This is a genomic window from Mucilaginibacter sabulilitoris (assembly GCF_034262375.1).
In the GTDB taxonomy this organism is placed as follows: Bacteria; Bacteroidota; Bacteroidia; order Sphingobacteriales; family Sphingobacteriaceae; genus Mucilaginibacter; species Mucilaginibacter sabulilitoris.
Genome location: NZ_CP139558.1, coordinates 6,074,643 through 6,099,587 on the forward strand (window position 1 = coordinate 6,074,643; position 24,945 = coordinate 6,099,587).

General features: G+C 43.3%; 16 protein-coding genes. 1 reads left to right on the plus strand and 15 read right to left on the minus strand.

What is annotated here, in order from left to right:
- Nucleotides 1-70: 70 nt before the first annotated feature.
- The 13 genes from SNE25_RS25845 to SNE25_RS25905 all read right to left on the minus strand — a co-directional run bounded on the left by SNE25_RS25845 (nt 71) and on the right by SNE25_RS25905 (nt 20,536).
- Entirely contained in the window at nt 71-2,530 is a 2,460-nt protein-coding gene (locus SNE25_RS25845; RefSeq protein ID WP_321561911.1) for a bifunctional YncE family protein/alkaline phosphatase family protein, read from the minus strand.
- 40 nt (nt 2,531-2,570) lie between these two features.
- Nucleotides 2,571-5,027: a bifunctional YncE family protein/alkaline phosphatase family protein gene (locus tag SNE25_RS25850; protein ID WP_321561912.1), complete on the minus strand. Its 2,457-nt coding sequence runs from the start codon at nt 5,025-5,027 to the stop codon at nt 2,571-2,573.
- Between the two features lie 318 nt (nt 5,028-5,345).
- Nucleotides 5,346-7,049, minus strand: coding sequence for a GH39 family glycosyl hydrolase (locus SNE25_RS25855; protein WP_321561913.1), 1,704 nt, complete (start codon nt 7,047-7,049; stop codon nt 5,346-5,348).
- Nucleotides 7,050-7,062: 13 nt separating this feature from the next.
- On the minus strand, nt 7,063-8,238 hold the full coding sequence (locus SNE25_RS25860) for an aldose epimerase family protein (RefSeq protein ID WP_321561914.1): 1,176 nt from the start codon (nt 8,236-8,238) through the stop codon (nt 7,063-7,065).
- A 351-nt stretch (nt 8,239-8,589) separates the two neighbouring features.
- The gene (locus SNE25_RS25865; RefSeq protein ID WP_321561915.1) at nt 8,590-9,828 is read right to left on the minus strand and encodes an MFS transporter; all 1,239 of its coding nucleotides are present in this window, start codon (nt 9,826-9,828) and stop codon (nt 8,590-8,592) included.
- A 22-nt stretch (nt 9,829-9,850) separates the two neighbouring features.
- The gene (locus SNE25_RS25870; protein WP_321561916.1) at nt 9,851-10,957 is read right to left on the minus strand and encodes a galactose oxidase; all 1,107 of its coding nucleotides are present in this window, start codon (nt 10,955-10,957) and stop codon (nt 9,851-9,853) included.
- Between the two features lie 53 nt (nt 10,958-11,010).
- Nucleotides 11,011-11,949, minus strand: coding sequence for a dihydrodipicolinate synthase family protein (locus SNE25_RS25875; RefSeq protein ID WP_321561917.1), 939 nt, complete (start codon nt 11,947-11,949; stop codon nt 11,011-11,013).
- 15 nt (nt 11,950-11,964) lie between these two features.
- The gene (locus tag SNE25_RS25880) at nt 11,965-12,897 is read right to left on the minus strand and encodes a dihydrodipicolinate synthase family protein (RefSeq protein ID WP_321561918.1); all 933 of its coding nucleotides are present in this window, start codon (nt 12,895-12,897) and stop codon (nt 11,965-11,967) included.
- Nucleotides 12,898-12,909: 12 nt separating this feature from the next.
- Nucleotides 12,910-13,689: a phytanoyl-CoA dioxygenase family protein gene (locus SNE25_RS25885; RefSeq protein WP_321561919.1), complete on the minus strand. Its 780-nt coding sequence runs from the start codon at nt 13,687-13,689 to the stop codon at nt 12,910-12,912.
- Nucleotides 13,690-13,707: 18 nt separating this feature from the next.
- Entirely contained in the window at nt 13,708-15,153 is a 1,446-nt protein-coding gene (locus SNE25_RS25890; RefSeq protein ID WP_321561920.1) for a RagB/SusD family nutrient uptake outer membrane protein, read from the minus strand.
- A 16-nt stretch (nt 15,154-15,169) separates the two neighbouring features.
- Nucleotides 15,170-18,523, minus strand: a complete 3,354-nt coding sequence (locus SNE25_RS25895; protein WP_321561921.1) for a SusC/RagA family TonB-linked outer membrane protein — start codon at nt 18,521-18,523, stop codon at nt 15,170-15,172.
- Nucleotides 18,524-18,596: 73 nt separating this feature from the next.
- The gene (locus SNE25_RS25900) at nt 18,597-19,745 is read right to left on the minus strand and encodes a sialidase family protein (RefSeq protein ID WP_321561922.1); all 1,149 of its coding nucleotides are present in this window, start codon (nt 19,743-19,745) and stop codon (nt 18,597-18,599) included.
- Between the two features lie 86 nt (nt 19,746-19,831).
- Complete coding sequence (locus tag SNE25_RS25905; protein ID WP_321561923.1) at nt 19,832-20,536, minus strand: FadR/GntR family transcriptional regulator; 705 nt, start codon at nt 20,534-20,536, stop codon at nt 19,832-19,834.
- 243 nt (nt 20,537-20,779) lie between these two features.
- Between SNE25_RS25905 and SNE25_RS25910 the strand changes: the two genes are divergently transcribed.
- A complete protein-coding gene (locus tag SNE25_RS25910; RefSeq protein ID WP_321561924.1) occupies nt 20,780-21,709 on the plus strand; it encodes an alpha/beta hydrolase in 930 nt (309 codons plus the stop codon).
- A gap of 10 nt (nt 21,710-21,719) precedes the next feature.
- Here SNE25_RS25910 and SNE25_RS25915 read toward each other — a convergent pair whose 3' ends face one another.
- Both SNE25_RS25915 and SNE25_RS25920 read right to left on the minus strand, forming a co-directional pair.
- Complete coding sequence (locus tag SNE25_RS25915; RefSeq protein WP_321561925.1) at nt 21,720-23,273, minus strand: lipase maturation factor family protein; 1,554 nt, start codon at nt 23,271-23,273, stop codon at nt 21,720-21,722.
- Between the two features lie 141 nt (nt 23,274-23,414).
- Entirely contained in the window at nt 23,415-24,938 is a 1,524-nt protein-coding gene (locus SNE25_RS25920; protein ID WP_321561926.1) for a glycoside hydrolase family 32 protein, read from the minus strand.
- Between the last annotated feature and the right edge of the window lie 7 nt (nt 24,939-24,945).

Consider the following 24,945-nt stretch of genomic DNA (forward strand, 5'->3'; position numbering starts at 1 on the left):
TCGCCATACCTTGCTGCAAGGCGAGGCTATATGTTTATCAACTTGTTTGTTGTAAACTCCTGCTGCTGCATTAATCGTCATCATCCTTCTTTTTCTTTTCGAGGATAACAAAGGCACTCCTTTTTGGGGCAGGCATTATTGAGTTTTCACCTTTTATTGATTTCCAGATCACCTCGTTCAGGTCAAGATCGGGTATGGCATCTTCCTTAGCAAAGTTGAAACGGTCTGATCGTTTGCTGCTTTCGTTCACCGCCATATTGCGTTCTTCAATATTAACCTGAGCCGCTTTGGCTATATAGGGCGAAAAATCGGGCTTATTAGTAAAGCATTCATACATAGGCTGCGCGGCAGCGTCATACTGGCTCATGGGCGGTAAACCCAGTATAAGCTCAATGGTACGCAGCACTCCCGATGTGGAGTACATGTTATGAATTACGGCATTGCGTTTTACATAGGGCCCTGCAACAAATACCGGCGACCGGTGCGCATCAATATGGTCTGAGCCGTTTTGAGCGTCGTCTTCCAGTATAAAGACTACAGATTCTTTCCAGATAGGGCTTTTGGAAAGATGCTCTATAAAGCGCCCGATTGCCTGGTCATTGTCACCAACCGCCGCGATTGGCGATATGGCGCCCTTTTTCTGACCGCTGGTATGATCATTTGATATCCTGATGGTACTAAACTGCGGCACGGCATTTTTGGTAAGCAGCGAATCAAAATCATGCGCCCATACTTCTTCGCGTTTTATATCCTGAACAGAAAGGTCAAAGCCCGGAGACTGCGCGCAGAAATGTCCCTGCAGTGATTTGATATTAGCCTTTCCATCGTCAACAAATTCGCCATAGGTGCGGTAGGTAACGCCCGCCCTTTTGCAGTAATCCCATATATATCCGTCGCGCGGGTCGCCAATCTTACGGGTGCCCTCAGAGTCATAATTTCCTCCCCGACCTCCATAGCCGGTTGGCCATGTTTTTTCTATAAAGTCGGTAGCATACGCGGCCATGCTCCAGTTATGCCCGTCGGCACTCACCTCAGCATCTACATAAAAGTTATCAAGCAAAACAAATTCATTGGCTATAGCATGATGGTTTGGGGTAACCTTATTACCGAAAATGCACAAGGATGTATCGCCATTACCCTGCGGCATGTCCCCCAGGACCTGGTCATAAGTACGGTTTTCCTTAATGATATAAAACACGTGCTTTATAGGTGATTTTTCACCTCTTTTGCGTGGTATAGGATTACCCTCCTGGCCGGCTGCCAATGCTTCTAACTTGCTATTAAAAGGGGTGTTGGCGTATACCTGTTTAGTATAGGTTTTGAGCTGCGCGGGCTGAGGCGCATCAATAAATGAAAGCGTACCCTTAAATAACCCGCCAATATATTGTTCCCTTGTATTGGTGGCTCCTTTTTGATAGCCGCTGTTGTCGGTTCTTTTAACCGGTCGCGGCCCTTTAGGGTTAGCCATAGAGGTAAAGCCCTTACCGTTGGCTACCAGAATTTTATTCCCTAACGTTTTTACATTGGTTGGGTACCAGCCTACCGGGATAAAGCCCATGCTTTGGCTGTTACCGGCTTTTGATACATCAAATACAGCAAGGCAATTATTATCTGCATTGGCTATATAAAGCGTTTTTCCGTTAGCTGACAGGGCTAAACCATTGGTGGTTGAACCGGTTAACTTTGTAGGATAAAGCGCTGCCGATATCAGTTCAATGGTTTTACGGGTTACCGTATTAATTACCGAAACGGTATTGTCATTGGCATTAGCTACATATAAGATATCACCTTTTTTGTTTAACAATAATTCGTTTGGATGATTACCTGTTTTTATGTTGGTTAATGTACCGGTAACTGTGTTATAACAAGTTACCTCATCGCCACCCCAAATGGAAATGTATAATGTTTTTTCGTCTGGCGACAGGATACAGCTGTATGCTTCGGCTGTCAGCTTCACCTGTTTTAAAATTTTACGATTGGCGGGATCGATAACATATAGCGAGCTATCTTCTTTGGTTACCGTGTACAAACGGGTGTTGCTTTTATTTACCGCGATACCGGTTGCACAGATCTTGTTTTTGGGCCATGGCGCACCAAGTTTTATAGTGTCAGCTTTCCCAAACTTATCATTTTGAATTTGGAAGGCTAATATCCAGTTATCGTTTCCGCCAGAGGCATACACCCTTTTTTCATCATGGCTGAATGCCAGTCCATACCATGATTTACCCAATATTTTTTCGTCGAGCTGCTTTTCGCTGTTAGGGTCAATCAACTGTAACGATTGGGTGCTTTGCCCATTGTTGGTAACAGCCAGATATTTGCCCGAAGCAGATAATTGTATATTCAACGGCAGATCGCCCAAAGGCAAACCATGTCCGGCCGGACTTAGCTTCCATCCGTTAGGTAATAAAACCTGATTGGTTTGTTCAACTTTACCCGGTAATTGCGCTTGTGCAAAAAAGCAACACTGGAGCAGGATTGCTACGGATAACACGCTTTTTACAGAGCAAACCTTTTTTATTGACATCATCGTGATTGTGAATTATTGTGTAACAATTACCGATTAAATATTAATCGTCATCATCCTTCTTTTTCTTTTCCAGAATAACAAACGCGCTGCGTTTTGGTGCCGGCATTACCGAATTTTCTCCTTTTACCGATTTCCAGATAATCTCATTCAAATCCAGATCTGGCGCGGCATCTTCCCGTGCAAAATTGAATTTCTCCGAACGTTTACTACTTTCATTCACCGCCATATTACGCTGCTCAATATCAACGATGGCTGGCCTAACCTTGTAGGGTGTTAAATCGGGCTTGCTGGTAAAACACTCATAAAATGGCAAGGCTGCAGCATCATACTGGCTCATAGGTGGTAATCCGAGTATCAACTCTATGGTGCGCAGCATACCTGTTGTGGAGTACATGCTATGAATAACCGTGTTCCGTTTTACAAAAGGACCGGCAACATAAGCAGGAGAACGGTGCGCGTCAATGTGATCAGGACCAGCCTGGGCATCATCTTCAAGTATGAACACAACCGATTCTTTCCAGATTGAGCTTTGCGCCAGATGTTCTAAAATACGGCCAACCGCCAGATCGTTATCCGCAACCGCCGCGATAGGCGAATATTTACCTTTTTGCTGTCCGCTGGTATGGTCATCAGAAATACGTAAGGTATTAAATTGCGGAACGGCATTCATGGTCATTAACGAATCAAAATCATGCTCCCAGGCATCAGCACGTACCTGGTCTTTAATATTCAGGTCAAATCCTGGCGAATGAGGCCCCATGTGACCCTGCAGTGATTTAATGCTGGCTTTACCATAAGCACCAAACTCGCCGTAACTCCTGTAAGTGATCCCGGCACGCTGGCAATAATCCCATATATAGCCATCATTTGGTGCCGAACCGTCGCCAGAAAAGCTTGGGCCGCGGCTGCTGTAATTGGTGGGCCATGTCTTCTCAATTACATCGGTAGCATAGGCGCCCATGCTCCAATTGTGCCCGTCTTCGCTTACCTCAGCATCTACATAAAAATTATCAAGCAAAACAAACTCGTTTGCAATGGCATGCTGGTTTGGTGTAATGGTTTTACCAAAAATACATAAGGAACTATCACCATTTCCCTGCGGCATATCGCCCAGTACCTGGTCATAGGTACGGTTTTCTTTAATGATATAAAACACGTGCTTTATAGGCGATTTTTCTCCGGCTTTGCGTGGTATCGGGTTACCGGCTTCGCCATCGGCCTGTATGGTTCTTTTATCGGTGAATGGTGTATTAGCATAAACCTGTTTGGTATAACCCTTTTGCTGCTCGGGTTTAGGCGCGTCAATAAATGATAAGGAACCTACAAATAAACCGCCTATATATTGTATCTTACTTTTGGTGGTGATGCCTGTATGGGTACCCAGATTATTACCCTTTGAAAAAGGCTGAGGCCCCTGTGGGTTGGCCATAGACGTTAAGCCCTTTCCATTAGCAACTATTATTTTGTTGCCCAGTGTTTTTACATTAGTTGGATACCAGCCCACGGGTATAAAACCCTGGCTTTTACTGTTGCCGGGTTTGGTAACATCAAATACTGCTAAACAATTATTATCGGCATTGGCTATATATAAAGTGCTTTCATTAGCCGATAGCGCAAGTCCGTTGGTGGTTGAACCAGCTAACTTAGTGGGATAAAGCACTGTTGAAATGGTTTCAATAACTTTATTTGATTTGGTATTAATAACAGAAACTGAGTTGTCATTGGCATTGGCCACAAACAGGTAAGCACCTTTTTTATTTAAAAGCAACTCGTTAGGGTGATTGCCTGTATTTATCAGCGTTTCCATATTTTCAGAAACGGTATTGTAAGCCGCAACTTTAGCAACTCCCCATAAAGAAATGTATAAAGTTTTTTCGTCGGGCGTCAGGGTACAGCTATAGGCCATACCTGGTAATTGCACCTTTTTTAGGATAGTATGGGTGGCCGGTTCAATAACATACAGGCTGCTATCTTCTTTGGTTACCGCGTACAGGCGGCTGTTGCTTTTATTGGTAACCATTCCTGTAGGGCAGGTTTTACTCTGTGGCCAGGGCTTGCCTAATCTAATAGTATCCGGGTTTCCAAGTTTGTTATCTTTTATATGAAAATCCAATATCCAGTTATCATAACCTCCGGATACATAAAGGTCTTTTTCATCATGGCTAAAAGCCAGGCCATACCACGATTTATTTAATACCTTTTGATCTAGTAATTTCTCGCCCTTTGGGTCAATCAGTTGCACCGACTGGGTGCTTTGTCCGTTATTGGTTACAGCCAGTATGCGGCCGGTTGCACTCAATTGCATATTTAAGGGCAAGTCGCCCAGGGGCAATGAACGGCCGGCCGGACTGAGTTTCCAACCATTTGGCAGTAACACCTGGCTGGTTTGCTTCATTTTGCCTGGCAATTGCGCCTGGGCGCAAAAGCAAAAAAGAATCAATAACGCAGTAAAGAGAATACTCTTTATTGTGTTGAATTTGGTAAATGGTTTTATCATGGGTAGATTATTATTATTCATATTAAAACGGATGTCGATTATAAAGTGTGCTTTACAACATTCACTTACCTGCTGATAATCAGGCAAATTATTTGTATGCCATAATGCTTATGGGGTAAGCAAAAGTAACAGCCGAGTTAAACGCCCGTGTTAGGAGTTTGTTAACCCAATATTATTAAAACATAACAATTCTGTTGCAATGTTTACAGGCATTGCTGATTAGACCGGAAAACCAGAAACCAATTTTGAGAAGTAATATGAAAGGAATAAATCGCATAAAACTGAGTTTACAGCTTTATGCGATTTGATAAAGAATAATTACCAGTTTAGCTTTAATAAAGCGACGGCCTGGCGCGGTAATGTTATTTCGGTTTGTACGCGACCCGATTTAACCGTTAATTTTTCGGGCTTGCCAACCATTTGTAATTGTCCCGCTTTTTCCAGCTCCTGAATTTGCGCAGTTGTTGGTTTTTGAGGCGAACCCATTTTTTTCCAAACCTCATACGAATTACTGTATTGCTGATCGATGCGATACTGAGTAAGCGTTACGGTTTTACCCGGCAAATCCTTAATATTTATTTGTACAGGTTTACCTGCATTTTGCAGGTCATCGTCGTGATAATTCCAAACCATCAGGGTAGCGGTATTTTTATCTTTAGCAGCCAGGCCGCCAATATCCGTACGTGCACCTCTCACGCTTGAATCGGCAACAGATTCTACGCTGAACATTTGGTTTGCCTTCACCTCTACCCTTTTTCCTCTCATCATGCCCAGCATGCGGAATACATTTAGTACGGGCTTGTCAACTCCATTAGTGGCCAGGTCCCTGAACCCATAAAACCAGGGCTGATCTTCAAATTCAAACGACCATGAAACCGCGCCCATAAAATTGACTTGTAATGAATCGGCCAGCAAGTACTCCCGGGCAAATGAAGCAGCCGTATAGCTGGAATACATGGTACCGTTACGATAAGCGTTTGATGGATTGGTAGCCATACCACAAGCAGCACAGCCTTCGGGATCAGATTCACCAATTACAATAGGAATGTTTTTAGTTTGTGGATGAGAGGCTACTATTTTAAAACCTTCCCGTATATCGCGCAACTGCGGAGCCATATTCATGCGTACATGTCCATCTACAACAGCCGGCTGACCTTTGGCATGAAACGAGATCACATCAAGCGGGGAGCCTGTTTTTCCTGTTACATAGTTGGTTCCGGTTATACAGTGCTCAATAAAGGCCCTCAAAAACTTCATTCCTCCGGGGCTCGAACCTCCGGCCACTTCCGGTCCGCCAACTTTAGCGGTAGGCAAAGCTCTTTTTACACCATGGGCAGCGTAATCATATAATTTAAAAAACTCGGGCATGGTGCCTTTCCAATAGCCAATGTTGGGCTCGTTCCAAACTTCCCAATACCAGCTTTCCACTTCCTTCTTTCCGTATTTGGCTACCTCATGTTTTACCCATTGGTAAATGAGCTCCTCCCATTTGTCATAATCTTTAGGCGGATAAGCCCAACCCGTATATACTTCATTATAATCATGACCGGGCTGCCAATAATGCCGGTAGGGTTCCGGATGGGTTGACAAGGCTTCGGGCATAAAACCAATTTGCGCGTAAGGTTTCATACCCCGTTTAATGTAGGTATCAAATATACTATCAACCAGGTGCCAGTTATAAACAGGCTTGCCATTTGCATCTTCGGTATAAGCGTTGGTTGAGCCCCATTTTAAAGCGGCCTCTCCGTTACCCGTATTCAGTAAATTATGAACGCGCATGTGAACAGGTACAGGACTTAAAGCCGCTAATTCTGTTAGCAGCTTCCTTCCGTCTTTCATATAAGTATAGTTTGGTTCATCGTGACCAAACCATGCCCATATGGGTTTCATTTCCCCAGTTTCCGTTTTTAAATTTACGGTGATGGTTGCCTGTTGCTCATTTGTTTGCTGGGCAAACAAAATTTGCGCACTGGTTAACAGAACAAGTATAACCAAACCGCAGTACCGCGCTTTTATTTTCATGGATAAACGGTTGTTATTTATTAGAAAACTTATAAATGGTAACGGTACGGTAGGTTTCACCTGGCTTTAAAACTGTTGATGCAAATGATGACTGGTTAGGCGCATCAGGAAAATGCTGCGTTTCCATACAAAAAGCCGAGCGGTAACCGTAGGCTACGCCACCTTTTCCATCCTTTGAAGCACCGGTTAAAAAATTACCGGAGTAAAACTGCAATCCCGGCTCGTCTGTATAAACATTCATCACAATACCTGTTTTAGTACTTTTAACTGTAGCAACTGGCGTATTGAGGTCATGCTTATTTAAAACAAAGTTATGATCATACCCTTTGCCGTTTTTTAGTTGATCATTGGGTGTATTAATATCCTGGCCAATAGCTTTGGGTTTTGTAAAATCAAAAGGTGATCCTTTAACCGGCTGCAGTTTCCCGGTAGGGATAAGCGTGGTATCAACCGGCAAAAAGCTATCGGCGTTTATTTGTACCAAATTATCGGTTATGGTTTGATTGCCTGTCCCATTTAAATTAAAATAGGCGTGATTGGTTAAATTAACAATCGTTTTTTTATCTGTTGTTGCTTTGTACTCAATTTTAAGCGAATTGTCGTCGCCAAGCGTATAAGTTACCGTAACTGATAGGTTACCGGGGTAGCTGCCTTCACCATCTTTCGACAGATAAGAGAGTTCCAGTTGCTGCGCGCTTAATTGTTTGGCTGTAAATACTTTTGAATAAAAGCCGTTAAAACCGCCATGCAGGGTGTTTACCCCGTCATTAATATCCAATTGGTAGGTTTTTCCGTCAAGGCTGAATTTGCCTCTGGCTATACGGTTGCCATAGCGACCAATAATAGCACCGAAATATGGCTCCTTAGGTTTCTGATAATTTTTTAAGGAATCATATCCTAATATTACATCGGTAGGAGCTCCGCTGCTATCCGGAACAAGTAGACTCACCAGCCGGCCTCCATAATTAGTTATGGCTGCAACAGCGTTACCTTTGTTTTTAAGCGTAAATAATTTTACTGCTTTGCCTTGCACATTAGCATTGAAGTTTGCCGAATCCGGAACACTGTACCCTGTGGAGGATACGGCGTCTTTATTTGCGTCATTATTGACTTTTGGCTGGCTATTGCAGGCTGTAAACATTACAGCTGAAAGGCTGATCATCAATAAAAAATTATTGTTTTTTTTCATAATTGGATTGGTGGCTTATGTTTTTAATAAAATTATCACGGCTGGTTAACCCTAATAACAGGTGGTGAAATTGACATGTAAGATCAGTTTACTAATGTATAAAAATATTTATAACTGTAAAAAAAACACTTAAATAAATAGAGACTTTAAAGCATTGTAATCAGTTTTTTACGTTAGCTTTTAAAGGTATTAATCAACTGATCTAAAAACCGGTTGTAGCTGAAACGCTAAAAACTCGAAACAAAGGATAAAACAGATATCTGTTGGTTATTTCAAACCACTCATTAACAAAAGAGGCTGCCACCAATTTTGGGCAGCCTCTTTTTATTGGCGTTAATTACTGATTCAGATTCAGGACGCCGTTCTTTTAATTTTAACAGCAAAAAGCGACCATGTAGCCATAAGCATCAGCACTGCCGAAACCTGGTATATGATAGACAGGTCAACATGGGCATCCTTGAGCATCCCGCCTATGTAAACCATAATGCCGCCTATTATGGTACTTAAAAAATTCAGAAAGCCATATCCTGTGGCTATGTAACGGCTATCAACAATCTGGCATAAAATAGGCATCAGGTTGGCATCGTTAAAGCCTCGCGATACACCGTAAACAAGCATAGCTATAATACCCCAAAAAAAGACGGATGTGGACGACATGATAAACAGAAAGGGTGCACCAAGCGTAAAGCCAATGATTACTATATATAAACGCCCCTTTGGATTACTGCGCGACCAGCGGTCGGCGAGCAACCCTCCGCATAATACCCCAATGAACGATCCCACCTGCACGTAACCCGTCGCAGAAAATCCGGCTTCTCCCAGGTTAAGATGGAAATGCTCTTTCAGAAAGGTTGGGAGCCAGCCGTAGATCAGCCAGTTTACCATGCCTAATGTACAGAAATACAATAGCAATATGCGAAAGGACGATTCGGAGAAAAGCAATTTAAATGAGCCTATCAGGTTGATGGGTTTCCCCTCTTGTTTTACAACTGCTAACTTCCCTACGCGTACTTTTGGGGTATCGCGCAAGAAAAACAAAAGTATTACCGAATAAAGTATGCCAAACAAGCCAAACACCTGAAAGCCGTAACGCCAGCCCCACAATTCTGCAATATATCCCCCCAGACCGCCAAGGGCCAAGCCGGCATATAAACCGCTCATGTGTACCCCCGTAGCTAATGACCGCGTACGCCCTTTATGATAATCTGTTATTAAAGCGAGTGCTGCAGGAATATAACAAGCTTCGCTGATCCCCATAATAACACGGGCTGCCACCATTTCGTTAAATGAGCTTACAAAACCCGTCCATATGGTTACAGCCGACCAAACCATTACGCTGAAAACAATTACCGATTTGCGGCCGTACCTATCAGCAAAATAACCACCCAACGGGCTTAATATGCCGTATGACCAAAGAAATGCGGAAGTAAGCAGACCAAATTGTGCGTCATTTAAATGAAAATCTGACACAATAGGATCACGCATGGAGGTAATAAGTATACGGTCGAAATAATTAAGGAAGGCAACTATCCACAACATAGCTACCACAAGCCATGAGTAAGAAGCGTTTGATTTATTTGAGTTTACCATTGATGTTTAGTAATCATGTGTGTTATTCCTTATTGAAATCTAAAACAGCTTTCAATACCTTCGGTGTGCGAACCGCAGGCCTCACCTCCCCTCCCGGAAATATCAAATTTCCATTCCATACTACCAGTGTGGTAGTTACCGGCGCCCAAATACTGTTATTAGGTCTCATATCTGCATCCGCCTTTTTGTCGGTAAATATGTTACCGGCGTCCGCCCATTTATTTTTTACAACATCATAGGCAAGTATCCCGGATCTAAAGCCGGGATGTTTGTCTTTTAGCGCAGATGCTTCTTCAGCCAGTTTACCATCATCCCCTCCAAATATCAGCAACTGCTGTTGCTGACCATGCTTTACAGGATATGCAGGACCTGGGGCAGCAACTGTGGCATAAGGCATATCTGGTAATTTTGTCCAACCCGCATCCGGAGCATACATATAAGCATCATTTAGATACTTTCGTTTTGTAGCGCCCTCTCCATTATCTGTCAACGAAGCGCCACTAAACAGGTAAAATTTATTATTTGCTGCTCCGGCAACACTTAACATCCTGGGTTCGCCGGGCCAGCTATTCAATATTTTCCACTTTTGTTTCGCTACAGGCTGGGCCAGATCAATTGACCAGAAATTAGACGCAGCGCGTTTGTCATCGGGGTTAATTAAGCCACCGGCTATATAAATTGTATTTCCGGCTAAAGCGCCGGCAGCATTGGCCAACGTGGCAGGCAGTTCCGGTAACTTAGTAAATGCTATTTTACCATACAGATAGGTAATACCAAATACCTCTTTGCGATGTCCCTCCTCATTGCTGCCACCAATGCAAATGAGCTGATCATGATAAACTACTGATATCCCGTAACCAAGTGGATGGGGGAGCTTCCCGGCAACTTTCCATACGCCATCGGGTTTTTCAAGTACAAAGATCTTATCGCTCCATGCTTTTTTTGAGCCTGTCCACGGCGCGCCTCCATCCGGAAAATTAGCGCCACCGGCTACAATTAAACAGCCATTTGATACTCCGGCAAAAGATCCGGCAAAACCATGCTGATCCGGTATTGCAGGAAGTTGCGACCAGCTGAAATGAGGAAAACCTGTTATGTGCTGAGCACTGCTATTTGTTGCTAAAAGCATAAAAATTATCCATAAATAAATATTATTAACTCGCATAGTACAGCGTTTTAAAGCTACAATGTACCTGTTGTACCTGTTTTAGCCGAATAACTTTTTAGCAAATTGAAAAAATCAAGTGCTTCCAGGTCAGCTTTTAGCTTATCATAAGCTTGCTGGGTTAATGAGCTCAGCGGCAGTCTTGCATCTCCTAAATCCGTACCCAGCATTTTCATGATCGCACGTTGCGCGGCGATGGAAGGATGCTTGATGATACAGCGGATTACGTTAATCATGGTTAGCTGTAGTTGACGGGCTTCCTGATTTTTGCCTGCAGCATACAGCTCCATAACATTTAAGTAAACCGGCGCAGCGAACGTATAGGTGCTGCCGATAGCCCCCTCTGCCCCAACAGCCAACGCTCCAAGCAGCATTTCATCATAGCCAAAAAGCGTGTCGAAACTACCACCTTTGTAATTTAAACATGACTGATATTCATGCAGTGTTGAAGCGGTATATTTTATGCCTGCAAGATTCGGGATAGCGGTTTCGCCGAGTGTTAAAAACTCCATCATATCCATACCCACACCGGTAACTGCAGGTATGTGATAATAGTAAAATGGAAGCTCTGGGGCAGCCGATGCGATTTGGGCCATACAGTCAACAAGGTTTTGAACCGATACCGGTTTAAAATAAAATGCCGCTACAGCCGAAAAGGCATCGGCTCCTATAGCCGCAGCATGAACAGCAAGCTTCTTACTTTCTTTAATAGAGGTATGACCAACATGCACCAACACCAATATACGTTTACGGGCAGCTTTTACATAGGCCTCGGCAACTGCCATCCGTTCTTCCACGGTCATATTCGGCCCTTCGCCATTTGTACCGCAGATAAAAACGCCCGAAACCCCATCTGCAACAAGCTTATCTACCAGTAATGGTATCACATCTGTATTTATCTCACCGTCGTTATTATAAGCTGCAAATGTTGCCGCAACTATGCCTTTTATTTTCATTTATATGTTATTAAGTTATAAGTTATTAAAAAATTCGGGTATTAAATTTATAGCCCGCTTACGAACCAGCGTTATGTCTTCCGCCGATATATACTGATATGGCCAACGTAAACGCGTACCTAATGGCATCCATCCGCCAACGGCTGCCAGAAATTTATCCAGCGCCGGGTTTGAATACTGCTTTTGCTGATAAGGCGCTATACACTCTCCAAAAAACTGTAAAATGCGCTGTTCAACATCGAGTGCGCTGGCTATATCCGTCTGCATTTGTGCCCACCACCGTTGGGCCGCACCCGGATTAATGCAAGCTACATTAGAATACGCTCCGGAAGCGACACCATTTTTTACACCGCTTGCCAGCAAATGTCCGGGTACAAACACAGAAAGATTGCCGGCATACTGCTTCATATCCGCAAACCAATGCTCATTTCCACTGAGTACTTTTAGCCCTATAAGCTGCGGAACTGCCTGTTTAAGCGTTGCAAATTCATCAGGCTTAAGCACCGTTTTAGCGTGTGGCGGATTATATAATACCAGTGGGACATCAAAGCCGGCCATTACCTCCAAAAATGATATTTGTTCCTGCTGGTTAGCCGTAACCCAGTCCGGAAGAATAACTTGTACAGCATCAGGTTTAAGGTCGATGCTTCGTTTAACCCGCTCAAGCGATATCATCGGCGATGGATGACTTGCACCGATCTGAAAACGCATACCTGCTGCCGTACAACGCTCAGCCAATATGGCGTTGATCTTGTCAAACTCCTCTTCTGTTTGATTGTGGAACTCGCCCGCGGTACCGTTAGAATATATCCCATCCACACCGGCGGCTATCAGGTAATCTATCTCGGCGGCCAGTAAGTGGTAATCAATGGAATCGTCAGAATTAATAGGCAGTAACAAAGTTGCCCAATTTCCTTTTAAGGTTTCCGCAGTGAGTTTTTGATTCATTTCAGGTATGCTCTATAATTCGGATTCAAACTGTTTCACTTCCTCAAATCTGGTGGTACCTTTTACCAGACGGCCCAAACGCGGTTTACGGCCATTATATACTTCAATAGCATCTGCATCAGCATATCGTAAAAACAATATACGGCGGTCGCGGCTATCCGAGTAATTACCATCCGATTTGTGCAGCATCCAGCAGTTGAATATCAACGCATCACCGGCTTTCATTTCCATCGGCACGGCCAGGCTCTCATCGGCTTCAACAATAATTTCAGACTGACTTTTCTTTTGCTCTTCATTTTGTGCCACCCTGATCTGGCCTTGTTTATGGCTGCCGGGTATGAGCCACAGGCAACCATTACCCCGGTCGGTATCATCCAGCGCGGTAAGCGTGGTTAATGCATTATACGGTTCCAACTCGCCATAGCCATTATCCTGGTGCCAGCCAAAAGGCTTGGTGTTGCCCTTCATTTTAAAAGTTAGCTGTGAAGTGGCCCCCTTTATATTAGGGCCGATAAGCTGCGAGGCTATATCAACAAGCGGTCCTTCAAAATAATAATCGCGCACGGCCGGTGACTGGTGGTGAATATTTACCAGTAAAGAATTTTGCAGCCAGCTTTTATCCGGATCAAACGATTCTTTTTCCTTTTTCCAGGCCGTCATGCACTCGTTCTGTATTTGTGTAATCCCGGCCGGATTAATTATTTTTTTTATGATTAAAAAACCATTTTCCCGGAATGTATTTAATTGTTCGGCATTTAGCTTTTGATAATTGAACCATTCTTCCCTTTTCATGACAGCTTAGATAAATAGTTAGTAACCTTGTGTTTGTACCAGTTTGGAGTTTGCCGCCAAAACCGTTGTTGATAGGGGCCAGAATAAAGGCGTAGTTTTTCCTTTCAAATTAGGCACGTAATTATAGGCATCAACGGTGCCACCAAAATGAAAACGCACTATATCATACCAGCGCTTATTTTCAAAAAACAGCTCACGTCCTCTTTCATCAAATATGGCACGCTCAATAGTTGGCTTATCGGCTGCTCCGGCATAATTTTCAATACCCGCCCTTGTTCTTACCTTATTCAGGTAACTGATGGCCTGATCTGCGTTATTTAAACCGGCATAGGCTTCCGCTTCTATCAGATAAATATCCGCGAGGCGCCACATGATCAGGTCATTGTCAGATACCCTGTCGTCAGCATATTTATTACCGGGAAGTTTTGTAATCCAGGCACTTTTTTGAACACTGCCCTGGCGTTCAATAATAAATGTTGCCGGGATCCTTTTATCATTAGGCGAACCACTGAAAAGCGCCCGGCTTTCTTTACTGATCTGATACCCCCCCTGCCCGTTAACCGAAGTTAAGCAGTAAGCGATACTATCCAGGTTGGTCGCGTTGGAAATGGCCGTTAAAAATGGCAGCGCATTTACACCATAGTTAGCACCGGTTTCATCGCGGTTATAATAAGCAGCCATAATTATTTCGGCATTGGCCCGGGTAGTAGTTACATCTTTAAAATTAGGCAACAAACTAACGCCGGTGCTTTCAACTGCTGCCGCAGCGGTCAGAGCATCTTTGAAATCCTGTTCGCCACCGGCCAGTACTTTGGCACTCCAAAGCTTTGCCTCTGCTTTCAGTGCCTGTGCCGCGCCATAAGAAAAGCGATATTTATTTGCATAATTTTTGTCCGGAAATAAGCTGATAGCCATATCCAGATCGGCAAAAATTTGCTTCATTACATCAGCTGCTTTGGCCCGGGGCAATAGTGGCACATCATCGGTAGTAATGGCCTGCAGCATTAATGGTGTGTCGCCAATAACCCGCACCAGGAAAAAATAGGTATAGGCGCGCTGACAAAGCGCTTCGGCCTTTAACTTGTTTTTAACCGCCTGATTTGAGAAATTGAACGGCTCAATTTTAGCCAATAGTAAATTAACGTTACCTATGGCTTTATACTGACCGTTATAATTAAGGGCCCCAACAGTAGGGCTTAATATTTGCGACCAGGCCGTTGTTAAACGGCTATTGGTGCCGTTAATCAATTCCTCGCTGCGCTCATCACCGTATAAAATGGAGTTGGCGAAGGCACGGATAGAAGTATAGGTGCCAACTACATAAGGTTCAAAGTCGGTTTCGCTTTTAAAGTATACCTGGTCTGTAATTTGCGATTTTGGTTTTACCTCTAATAACTTATTGCACGAGGTAGAAACGGCCCCCATTAAAATGAGCAATGCCGGTATGATACATATCTTTTTCATTTTCATGATAATTGAATTAAAATCTTAATGATGCTCCTAAAGTGAATTGCCTTGCCCGTGGATAACCTCCCGGATCAAAACCGGTAACTACCTCGGGATTTTGACCTCTATAAGCTGTTAAGTAACCCAGATTGGTAGCGCTGACAAAAACAGTTAGCCCGGTTGCTTTAATTTTAGACAATAAAGTTTTAGGCAGGTCATAACTTAAGTAAACTTCGCGGAAGGCAAGAAAATCTCCTTTACTGATCAGTGTGGAAACATCGACAGAATAGGCGCTGCCAGTACCTACATCACTGGCTGCCTGACGGATAAAGTTCTTTTGTCCGAAATCTGCATCTCCGAAAGAGAAACGTGCATACTTCTTACCAACATCACCCGGTTTCTGCCAGATATCAGGACCCAAAGCCTCTATAGGCGCTCCTTCATTATATGCACGCCCTTGTCCAAGCTCACGCCCCAGCGAACCATTATCTATCATGTTACCCATTGAAAAATCAACATTTACCCGCATGGTAAAACCTTTGTAGGTAAATGTATTCTGCATGCCGCCGGTTTTGTTTGGCGTTTTGTAACCCATAAAAACCAGGTCACGGTTATCAATAATACCATCGTTATTAAGGTCGTCAAACTGGTAATCGCCGGCATGTTTACCGGTTTTGATACCTGCCGCTGTCGCAATCTGATCAACATGTGTAGATTGCCAGGCGGCAGCCTCCTCCTCGGTTGAAAATACTTTCACAACCTTCCATGCGTAATAGCCAAATGGACGTTCGCCTTCGGCATAACCGCCTACTTCTATTTCTTTTCCGGTATGCGGATCAATTACCACACCGCCGCCCTGACGGTTTTTAACGCGCCCGTTATTTGGCAGCGATATTACTTTTTGTGCATTGTAAGCAAACGAGAAATTAGTACGCCAGTTAAAATCTTTGGTACGCAGTACGGTAGCCTGCAATTCTATTTCGACACCTTTATTCTGAATAGTTCCGTTGTTAAATATAATGGATGAGAAAGGTGCTTCTGCCGGTAATGGCTTAGAATCGAGCCTGTCCTTGGTTAACTTATTATAAAAATCGACGGTCAGGTTAATCCTGTCTTTAAAAAAGCCCGCATCAACAGCTACATCTGTAGTTTGGGTAGTTTCCCATTTGAGGTTAGGGTTTGATAAGTTAGCCCGCTGGATCCCCGAAAGCTGATTGTACACGGTAGAGGTATAATTACCATAGGTATCGGTCAGGCTCAGATCGCTGGAACCGGCCTGGCCCCAGCTGCCGCGCAATTTCAACGTGCTTACCACATTTTCCTTCCAAAAACCTTCTCGATGTATATTCCAGCCTACAGAAGCTGAGGGGAAAGTACCGTATTTATTTTCCGGCGCGAAGTTGGAGAAACCATCCCTCCTGACCACCGCACTAAACAGGTATTTAGATTGATAATCATAGCTGAACTGGCTAAAAAAACTGGCCGATCTTGATTCGCTTAGGCTGGTACCAAAGTTGGTTACGTTGGTGACCGTTACACCATTTATAGTGGTTACCGTAGGCTCGGTAATGGTACTGATATAATCATTTGCCCCTCTTTGCGAACCAATATCAACCACGTTACCTGTATTACGGGTATAGTTAAAGCCGCCTAATATCATAAAATGATGATTTTCGCGCAGGGTATAATCGTACTGCAATATCTGATCTATCATCAGCTGGCGGGTATTATTTACATTTTCTGTTTTTAAACGGGAGGTAGGAAATTGTATGGGATCAGGAAATGCTTTCCGTGAAAAAATAGTTGTGCCATCGTTAATTAAGTAAGACAAAGCAGGCCTGAAATGCAAACCTTTAACAATGTTCCAGTCGGCATCAACCCTGGTTGCCAGTCGCTCGGTTGATGCGTTGGTATTGTCATAAGCCAGGGTGTGGAACCGGTTACGCGTAGTTAAATTTTCGCCGGTAGTTGGGGTGCCATCATCTTTAAATATCCTGATCAGCGGGGTAATGCGTGTAGCCCTCACCAAGTCATTGGTATAAGCATCAACATAATTTGGCAGCACGTTCTGATAGTTAACCATCGCGTTGATCTGCACATTATTGGTAGCTTTAAAACTGAAGTTACCCAAAGCGCTATAACGCTTATAGTTGGTACCTACAAAAGTTCCGGCCTGATTAATATAATTGAACGACACATTATAATTGGCCACTTGGCTACCGCCATCAATACCCAAATTGTAGTTATTGGTCATGCCGGTGTTCCATAATTTATCCTGGTAATGGTTATCGGCAAAAAGCAGCGTGGTTCCGGGATTAATGGGGTCATCCATTACTTCCCACCCTTTGGCCAGCAAGTTATTAACATAATCCTGACCTTCAACTGCCACAATGTTATCATACAAAGCGGTGAGATTGGTACCAACGCCATACTGTCCTTTGGCTGTATACACCTTGGTACCGGCTGAAAAGCCGCCGTTATTCAGTAATGTATTTTTATCAATGGCATCGAAAGTATTTTTAACGGTGGTACGTGCTAAACCGAGGTAATCACGTGCACTCATATAGTTTTGTGCCCCGGTTGGTACTTCCCAGTTGGTGCGGTAATTGAAGGTGATATTAGCCTTACCTGATCCGAACTTGCCACCTTTGGTTTTAATGACGATTACGCCATTGGCGCCCCTTGCACCATATATAGAGGTTGAAGCCGCATCTTTCATCACCTGCAGTGATTCGATATCATCGGGATTAATATCTTTCATCGGCCTGAAAATACCATCTACGATAACCAGCGGGCTGGAAGCATCTGAACTGAGCACCTGATTACCGCCCGAGTTGCCGGTGCCTGTACCATACACATTTAGTTTGGAACCGCCGCGAATGATGATATTGCTTGGGGCCGACCCCGGCTGGCCATTGGAAATGGGAATGGATACACCAGCTATTTTCCCTTGCAATGCGTTAATAGCGGTTGCATTGGCGGTATTCACCAATTGTTTTGGGTCAATTTTGGAGATTGCCGCCGTGTTTTTTTCCCGGGTTTGCTGCGAGTAGCCAACTACTACGACCTCAGATAAGGCTTGGGAACTGGGGTTTAAGGTTACATTCAACACCGGCCTTTCGTTAACAGGCACCTCGGCATTGTCATACCCCATAAATGAAAATACAAGGGTTGAACTGGATGAGGGTACACGCAACGTGTATTTACCATTCACATCTGACAGTGTACCGATTGTAGTGCCTTTTACTTTTACACTTACACCGGGCAGTGTTTCGGCCTTAGTGCCGTCGGAAACTACCCCCGATACGGTAAATGCGGTTTGCGCATTTACTTTGCCTATAGCCATGCAACAGGCCATGAGCAATAACATTAGTACTTGTTTTCTCATAATTAATCAATTTGTAGTTATGTTCTACATATCTAAGTTCAAAAAAATGGGATGGTTTATAGGTTTTTAAGTTTTATGGTTTAAAGAGGTTATTGATATTTACAGATTGAAAGGCAATCCCTTCGTACGGCCTGGTAAGGCCAGCTTCATAAAAGCAGGCTATTTGCGCGTCATTAATTACAGCAATGTCTGAATAAGCAGAAGGGCCCGGATAGATCACCTGGCTTGCGGCCCAGGTTTTACCGTCATTAAGGCTCAGGCGTAAGGTGAGGTTTGACCTCGACATTTTATTAGCCGGGTTACTGAAAAATAAAAAACGCTTTTTTGACGACGGTTGGTAACTCAGCAGGCTCCCCTGGCATATTGGTTCAATAAGCACAGTGTCCGTCCCCATATTTCTCCAGGTTTGCCCGCCGTCCTTACTGATTGCTATTTTACGGGTTTTATCCCTCCTGCCGCTGTTGCGCATATTCAGCATGAGGCGGCCCTTTTTTATTTCGGCAACGGTGGTTTCATTTGCCATATCAAATGGTGTATTGGCACCCAATTGCCATGTAACACCATGATCATCTGAGTAAATAATATGCGCGAAATTTTTACCGGTTGCCCTTTCAATATGATTAATTGGCACCACCAGCCGGCCCTTAAACTTACCCTGGCTTATTTGTAAACCATGACACGGACCTGTGGCATACCATGTCCAGTCGGGCATTTTTACTTGTTGAGTGATCTCTTTTGCAGGCGACCACGTTTTACCCGCATCATCTGATGACAGCACAAATACGCGGCGGGTGTCTTTACTTGTGCCGTCAACTATTTGCTTTTCATGATCAGTTCCGAGATTCCACGTAGACAAAAGCCATATTTTACCGGTAGCAGCGTCCTGAATGGGTACCGGGTTACCGCAGGTATTGGTAGAATCGCTCCATACAACCTGCATGTTGCCCCATGTTTTGCCGCCGTCTTGTGAACGCCTAAGCACCAGATCAATATCGCCGGAGTCGCCGCAATTATTTTTGCGGGCTTCAGCAAATGCCAACAACGTTCCGTTTGAGGTATTTAACAACGCAGGTATTCGGAAACAGGCGTACCCGTTATCGCCCGGTTTGTACAGGTAATTAAGAGACGCCGCATTATTGTCCTGGGCTTGTGCAGCCAGCGTACAGAAAAATGATATTATTAAGCCCGAAAGCCTTAAGCGTGAAAGCATACTATACATCATAACTATAATTGGTTTATAAACCCGGTTTTGGAAGCCGGGAAACAAATGTAATTATTAAGTTATTATGTAGTACATAAAAAATGAAATTATTTTTTCATCTGCTCAAGTTTATCAAAATGGGGCTTTAAATGCTCATACATGCCTTGCCTAAACTGGTGTTTATCGCCCGATTTAAGCAGATCAACCAGATCATGATGAGAAACTTTACCAGAAACTAGCTCTTTCTCCAGCTTTAATACATATTCAAATATGGGCAATAACATATTTTGGAAACGCTTGAGGGTATCGTTTCCGGCAATTTCATAAAGTTTACCATGAAAAGCAATTTCATTTTTTATCCGAAACCCCTGCTCACTCACTTTTGCTTCATTATTCACAATTGACTCCAATTCATGTAAATGCTTATCATTAAGGTTGATAAATAGGATATCGGCAAGCCCCATTTCAAGTACCAATCTGAGTTCAAATAAATCCTGCAGGGTTTCCTCCGTAATAATCAACGGATCCAGCACCCGTTCAAAAACACCAAGAATATCAGGGCTGGCTAATATCATCCCTCTCTTTTTCCGGGATTCTATCATACCAAGCATCCTTAAACGACTTAAAGCTTCGCGCACCACATTGCGGCTTACACCCAATGCCTCAGCCAGTTCCAATTCTTTAGGCAACGAATCGCCAGGTTTAAAAAATTTCTTTTTGAAATAGTCACGCAAACGCGATTCCACCACATCTGCCATCGTATCAGAAGAAATACGGCCAAGATCTCTATTTAGTTCAATTTGTTTCGACATACATGCATTACGCTTTGAGCGTCAAAAATGGTGTTTATTTTATGTTGTACAAAAGAATATATTGTAATTCGTACACGAAGTGGCTTTTATTACACTACCTATATCAGATAGTGAAAGCAAACGTAATCTGCTTACTTGTTTCAAATACCAATGTTCAAAAATATAAAATTTAGGTTATACGATTTATTATTATGTTGGACATAAAAACAAAATATATTATGTTTGCGTGCCAACTATAAATTTATGAAAACAATTTTAATGATTTCTGCTACCATTGCATTAAGTGCATGCTATATATCTGTAAAAGCGCAGATGGTAATACCGCTTTATAAAACAATACCGAATTCAAAACCAAATAACATTGTTGAAAAATCAGACAGTACTTCGGTACGTGGCAAGGTAAGTAATGTAGTTTTACCTACCATTACGGCTTATCTGCCCGAAAAATCAGCAGCAAACGGCGTAGCGGTGATCATATGCCCCGGCGGAGGCTATAGTTACCTGGTTGTTAATCATGAGGGAAAAGATGTGGCGCAGGAATTTGTTAAACGGGGCATAGCGGCTTTTGTATTAAAGTACAGGTTACCAAATGATCTGATCATGATCAATAAAGAAATAGGGCCGCTTCAGGATGCGCAACAAGCCATTAAAATTGTACGTGAGCGCGCCGTAGAATGGCATATTGACCCGGCTAAAGTGGGTATCATGGGCTTTTCGGCCGGGGGGCATGTAGCCTCTACCTTATCAACGCATTATCAAAAAAGTGTGATTGATAATCCTTTTAACATCAGCCTCCGTCCTGATTTCTCATTGCTCATTTATCCCGTTATCACCTTTCAGGACAGCATTTTGCACAAAGGATCAAAGAAAGCCTTGATTGGAGAAAACGCGTCAGTTGAAAAGGTTAATGAATACTCCAATGAACTGCAGGTTACAACAGATACGCCGCCGGCTTTTATTGTACATTGCTCTGACGACCAGGTTGTCCCGGTTGCGAATAGCGTAAATTATTATACTGCTCTACAAAAACATCATGTAAAAGCCGAATTACATATATATGAAGCCGGAGGCCATGGGTTTGGAATGCACAATGCAACAACATCAGACAATTGGATGGACCGCTGCTTTAACTGGATAGCAGCAAATAAGCTATTCAGCGAACCGCAGAAATAACTCATATAATTTAAGGTATCCACCCGGATTTTTTCAGGAATTCGATCAGGCGAGGGTCTGTGGTAGACATGGCCGGGAGCCAAATATCGATACGTTCACGGCTCCACCAAAGTCCTTGTTTATTGTTTGAATTAACAAACCGGTACCGGTACAAAACAGCCCGGACATATTTCGGCGGTTTACCGGCAAACGGATTACCTGCAAATAAACTTATCGCACCCGGATCATTATGAAGCAGTTTCCATACCAGGTTCAGCGTCCATGGGTATTCATTGGGAGACGACATGGCAGCAAACCACATTTGCCAGTCTAACCGCAACTGATAAGGCGCTATTTGAGGAGGCATTTTGTTAAGCTCAACCGGTAAACCTTTGTATATATAGGGTTTCCAGTTGGTTTCGTTTGTAGGATTGTTGTCCATTGTTCCTTCAAATATCACATTTAAGCGTTCTTGTCCCACACCTCCAAACGCGCCATACGTGTTTACCAGATCCAATGGATCAAAAGAGGTATTCATAACTTGTCCGGGCGAGAGCAGGTTCATCGCCGGCTGTATGCTAAGCAATGAAATAACCCCGGCTACACACCAAGATGTAATTACACTGGTTTTGGATGGCTGGGCATTACCGGCAGCCGCCTCTGCCTTCCGGACAAGCACACGGGGAAGCAGTCTGGACCAGAAACTATCATCAAAGCAAGCTAAAGCAGGAACAATGGTTAACCAGTTTAAAAACGAGAGGTTTCCGCTAAGGATAATACTAATCTGGAATAATACGATAATCACTCCCGCAATATGCCGTGCAATTCGGGGCCAGAATATAAACCATGGTGCAACAAGCTCAGCCAGCCAATTGAACCACACCCCTATTTTCAAAAATATATGTGGCAGAAAATGGAACCACCGGCTCAACGGACCAGGGATAGGCTGTGTTTCAAAATGATAATAAAGGGCTGTTCCATTACGCCATATTTTATCTCCCCGGAACTTGATCAACCCGGAACCAAGCATAATGCGGAAGCTAAGCCAACGAAATAAAACAATGATTGGCAAAGGTGGCGCATGCTTTGGAAATGGGCGGGGATCAAACAGCGGACAAAGAAAAATCGCAAGAAACCCGGTTTCGTTAAGCTGTATTTCCCAGCCGTAACCATACCATTCTTGCCCGGCATGAACAAAAGACATATATAAAAACCACAAAACGGCAAGCATTGGACCATTCGCGAAACCTGCTATTACTACACAGGAAATTATAAACCCAACCCAGGCTACGGTTAAGAGCGCGATGTCGGAATGCCAAAACCAAAATAACGACGGTAGCCTTACAAAGCCGGCGCCCGTTGAACCCAACGCCTGACTTACCTGTTTTAAGTAAACATCTACCGGGAGAAGCCCGTGACTGCCTATTAACGGAACGATCTGATTAATAGCTACCAGGAATGCAACGGCATAAACAAGCCCGAGTAATCGAAGAATAACGAAGCGGGTAAGCCAATAGGTTGGGCGGGCATCCGAACTGTAAAAAGCGCTTAAAGAATCACTATCTATGTTGTTTGTCACTTCCATTGTAGTTTATTTCTTTAAGCGCTTTTCCTGTTAAGCCGCGTTGCGAATTATAAAATCAAATCTCTATTTCATTTAATAACAAGTTACAGATCATTTATGATTTAATTCCAATAAATTTTATTCGCTACTTAACTTTACAGATTATTTCAACTCGCGAATTCTTAAGTCTTTGAGTGTTGCCTTTCCTTCGGCAAACACAGAAACACCGGTTGCATCTTTATCAGGATAGATCATGGTAGATATTACTTTTTCCCCATCATTACCAAACACTTCCAGTGATGATTTATCTACCAGGACTTTCATTTTAACAACGCCGTTAACAGCTTTCATCGGGGCTGTTTGAACCAGGTTTACAGCCTGCTTATTTTCCCTTTCTGATGAACTGCAATCAATAAACAGTTGTTGTTTTTCTGCATCATACCCTACAACTACTTTTTTTGACTGGTCATTATTTGCAACAACATTAAAGCCAACTTTTTTTGAATCATTGATCAAAAACTCGGCCTCTATCCAAATAGAGTTACTATCAAAAGCTCCTTTTTTTGATAAGGTGATAGCCTTATTATCTACATCAATATTTTTCTTGGAAAGCACACTCCCTTTTGTCACTTTTGATAACCCTTTGCTAAGCATTGCGGGCGGATCCTGGAATAACCTGACACCTTCTTCGGTTGTTTTCAGGGTAAGATCATGCGGAATTGACATTTGTCCCTTCCACGGATAAGTTTCCTGCTTGCCGTTTTGTAGCCAGCCTATCAGGAGCTTTTTATTTGCAGGTGCATCACGCCAGGCTATGGCCGCATAAAAGGCATCGCCGTAATCAACTGTTAATACTTTATCATCCGAGTTATCATTTTTAAAGGTTGTGCCGTCAAAATCACCAACATAATATTGCATTAGCGGGCCATGATCACCGCCACATGAAACAAAAAGCACCCACTTGGTTTTTTGAGGATCGTTATCAACTGTTATTGGAAGTAATGATGGGCATTCCCATCCGTTTCTGGTATAACCCGACGGGCCAAAATCGCTCAGCTTCGTCCACTCCTTTAAGTTTTTTGAACCATAAATACGTACCATGTGTTCATCAACCATAGCAACAGTCATAATCCATTGCTTTGTCGGCTCGTGCCAAAACACATTAGGGTCGCGAAAGTCGCGTTTATTCAAATCAATTACGGGGTTGGCTGCATATTGTTTATAGGTTAAACCATTATCAAGGCTATAAGCTATAAACTGCGATTCCTTTTTTTGCTTTGGCTGGTCGGCGGTAAAAATGGCAACCAACGGGGGTTTGCCGTTTGTACCAAAGCCACTGGTGTTATTCTTATCCTCAACCACCGATCCAGAGTATATCCAGGTGGTAGTATCCTTGCTCATAACTTCCGGAATAGCTACCGGCAGGTTTTTCCAGTTTATCAGGTCTGTACTGGTGGCATGTCCCCAGCTCATGTGCCCCCATTTGTTTTCAAATGGGTTATGCTGATAATATAATTGAAACTCGCCATTTAAAACTATTAACCCGTTTGGATCATTTGTCCAGTTAGTTGGCGGCGAAAAATGGTATACAGGTCTCCATTGTGGAGTAGGGGTTTTAGTTTCCTGAGCGTATGATTTTAAAGCTAAGGCGATAAAAAGTACACCTATAATTTTAATTCTGATCATGTTATAT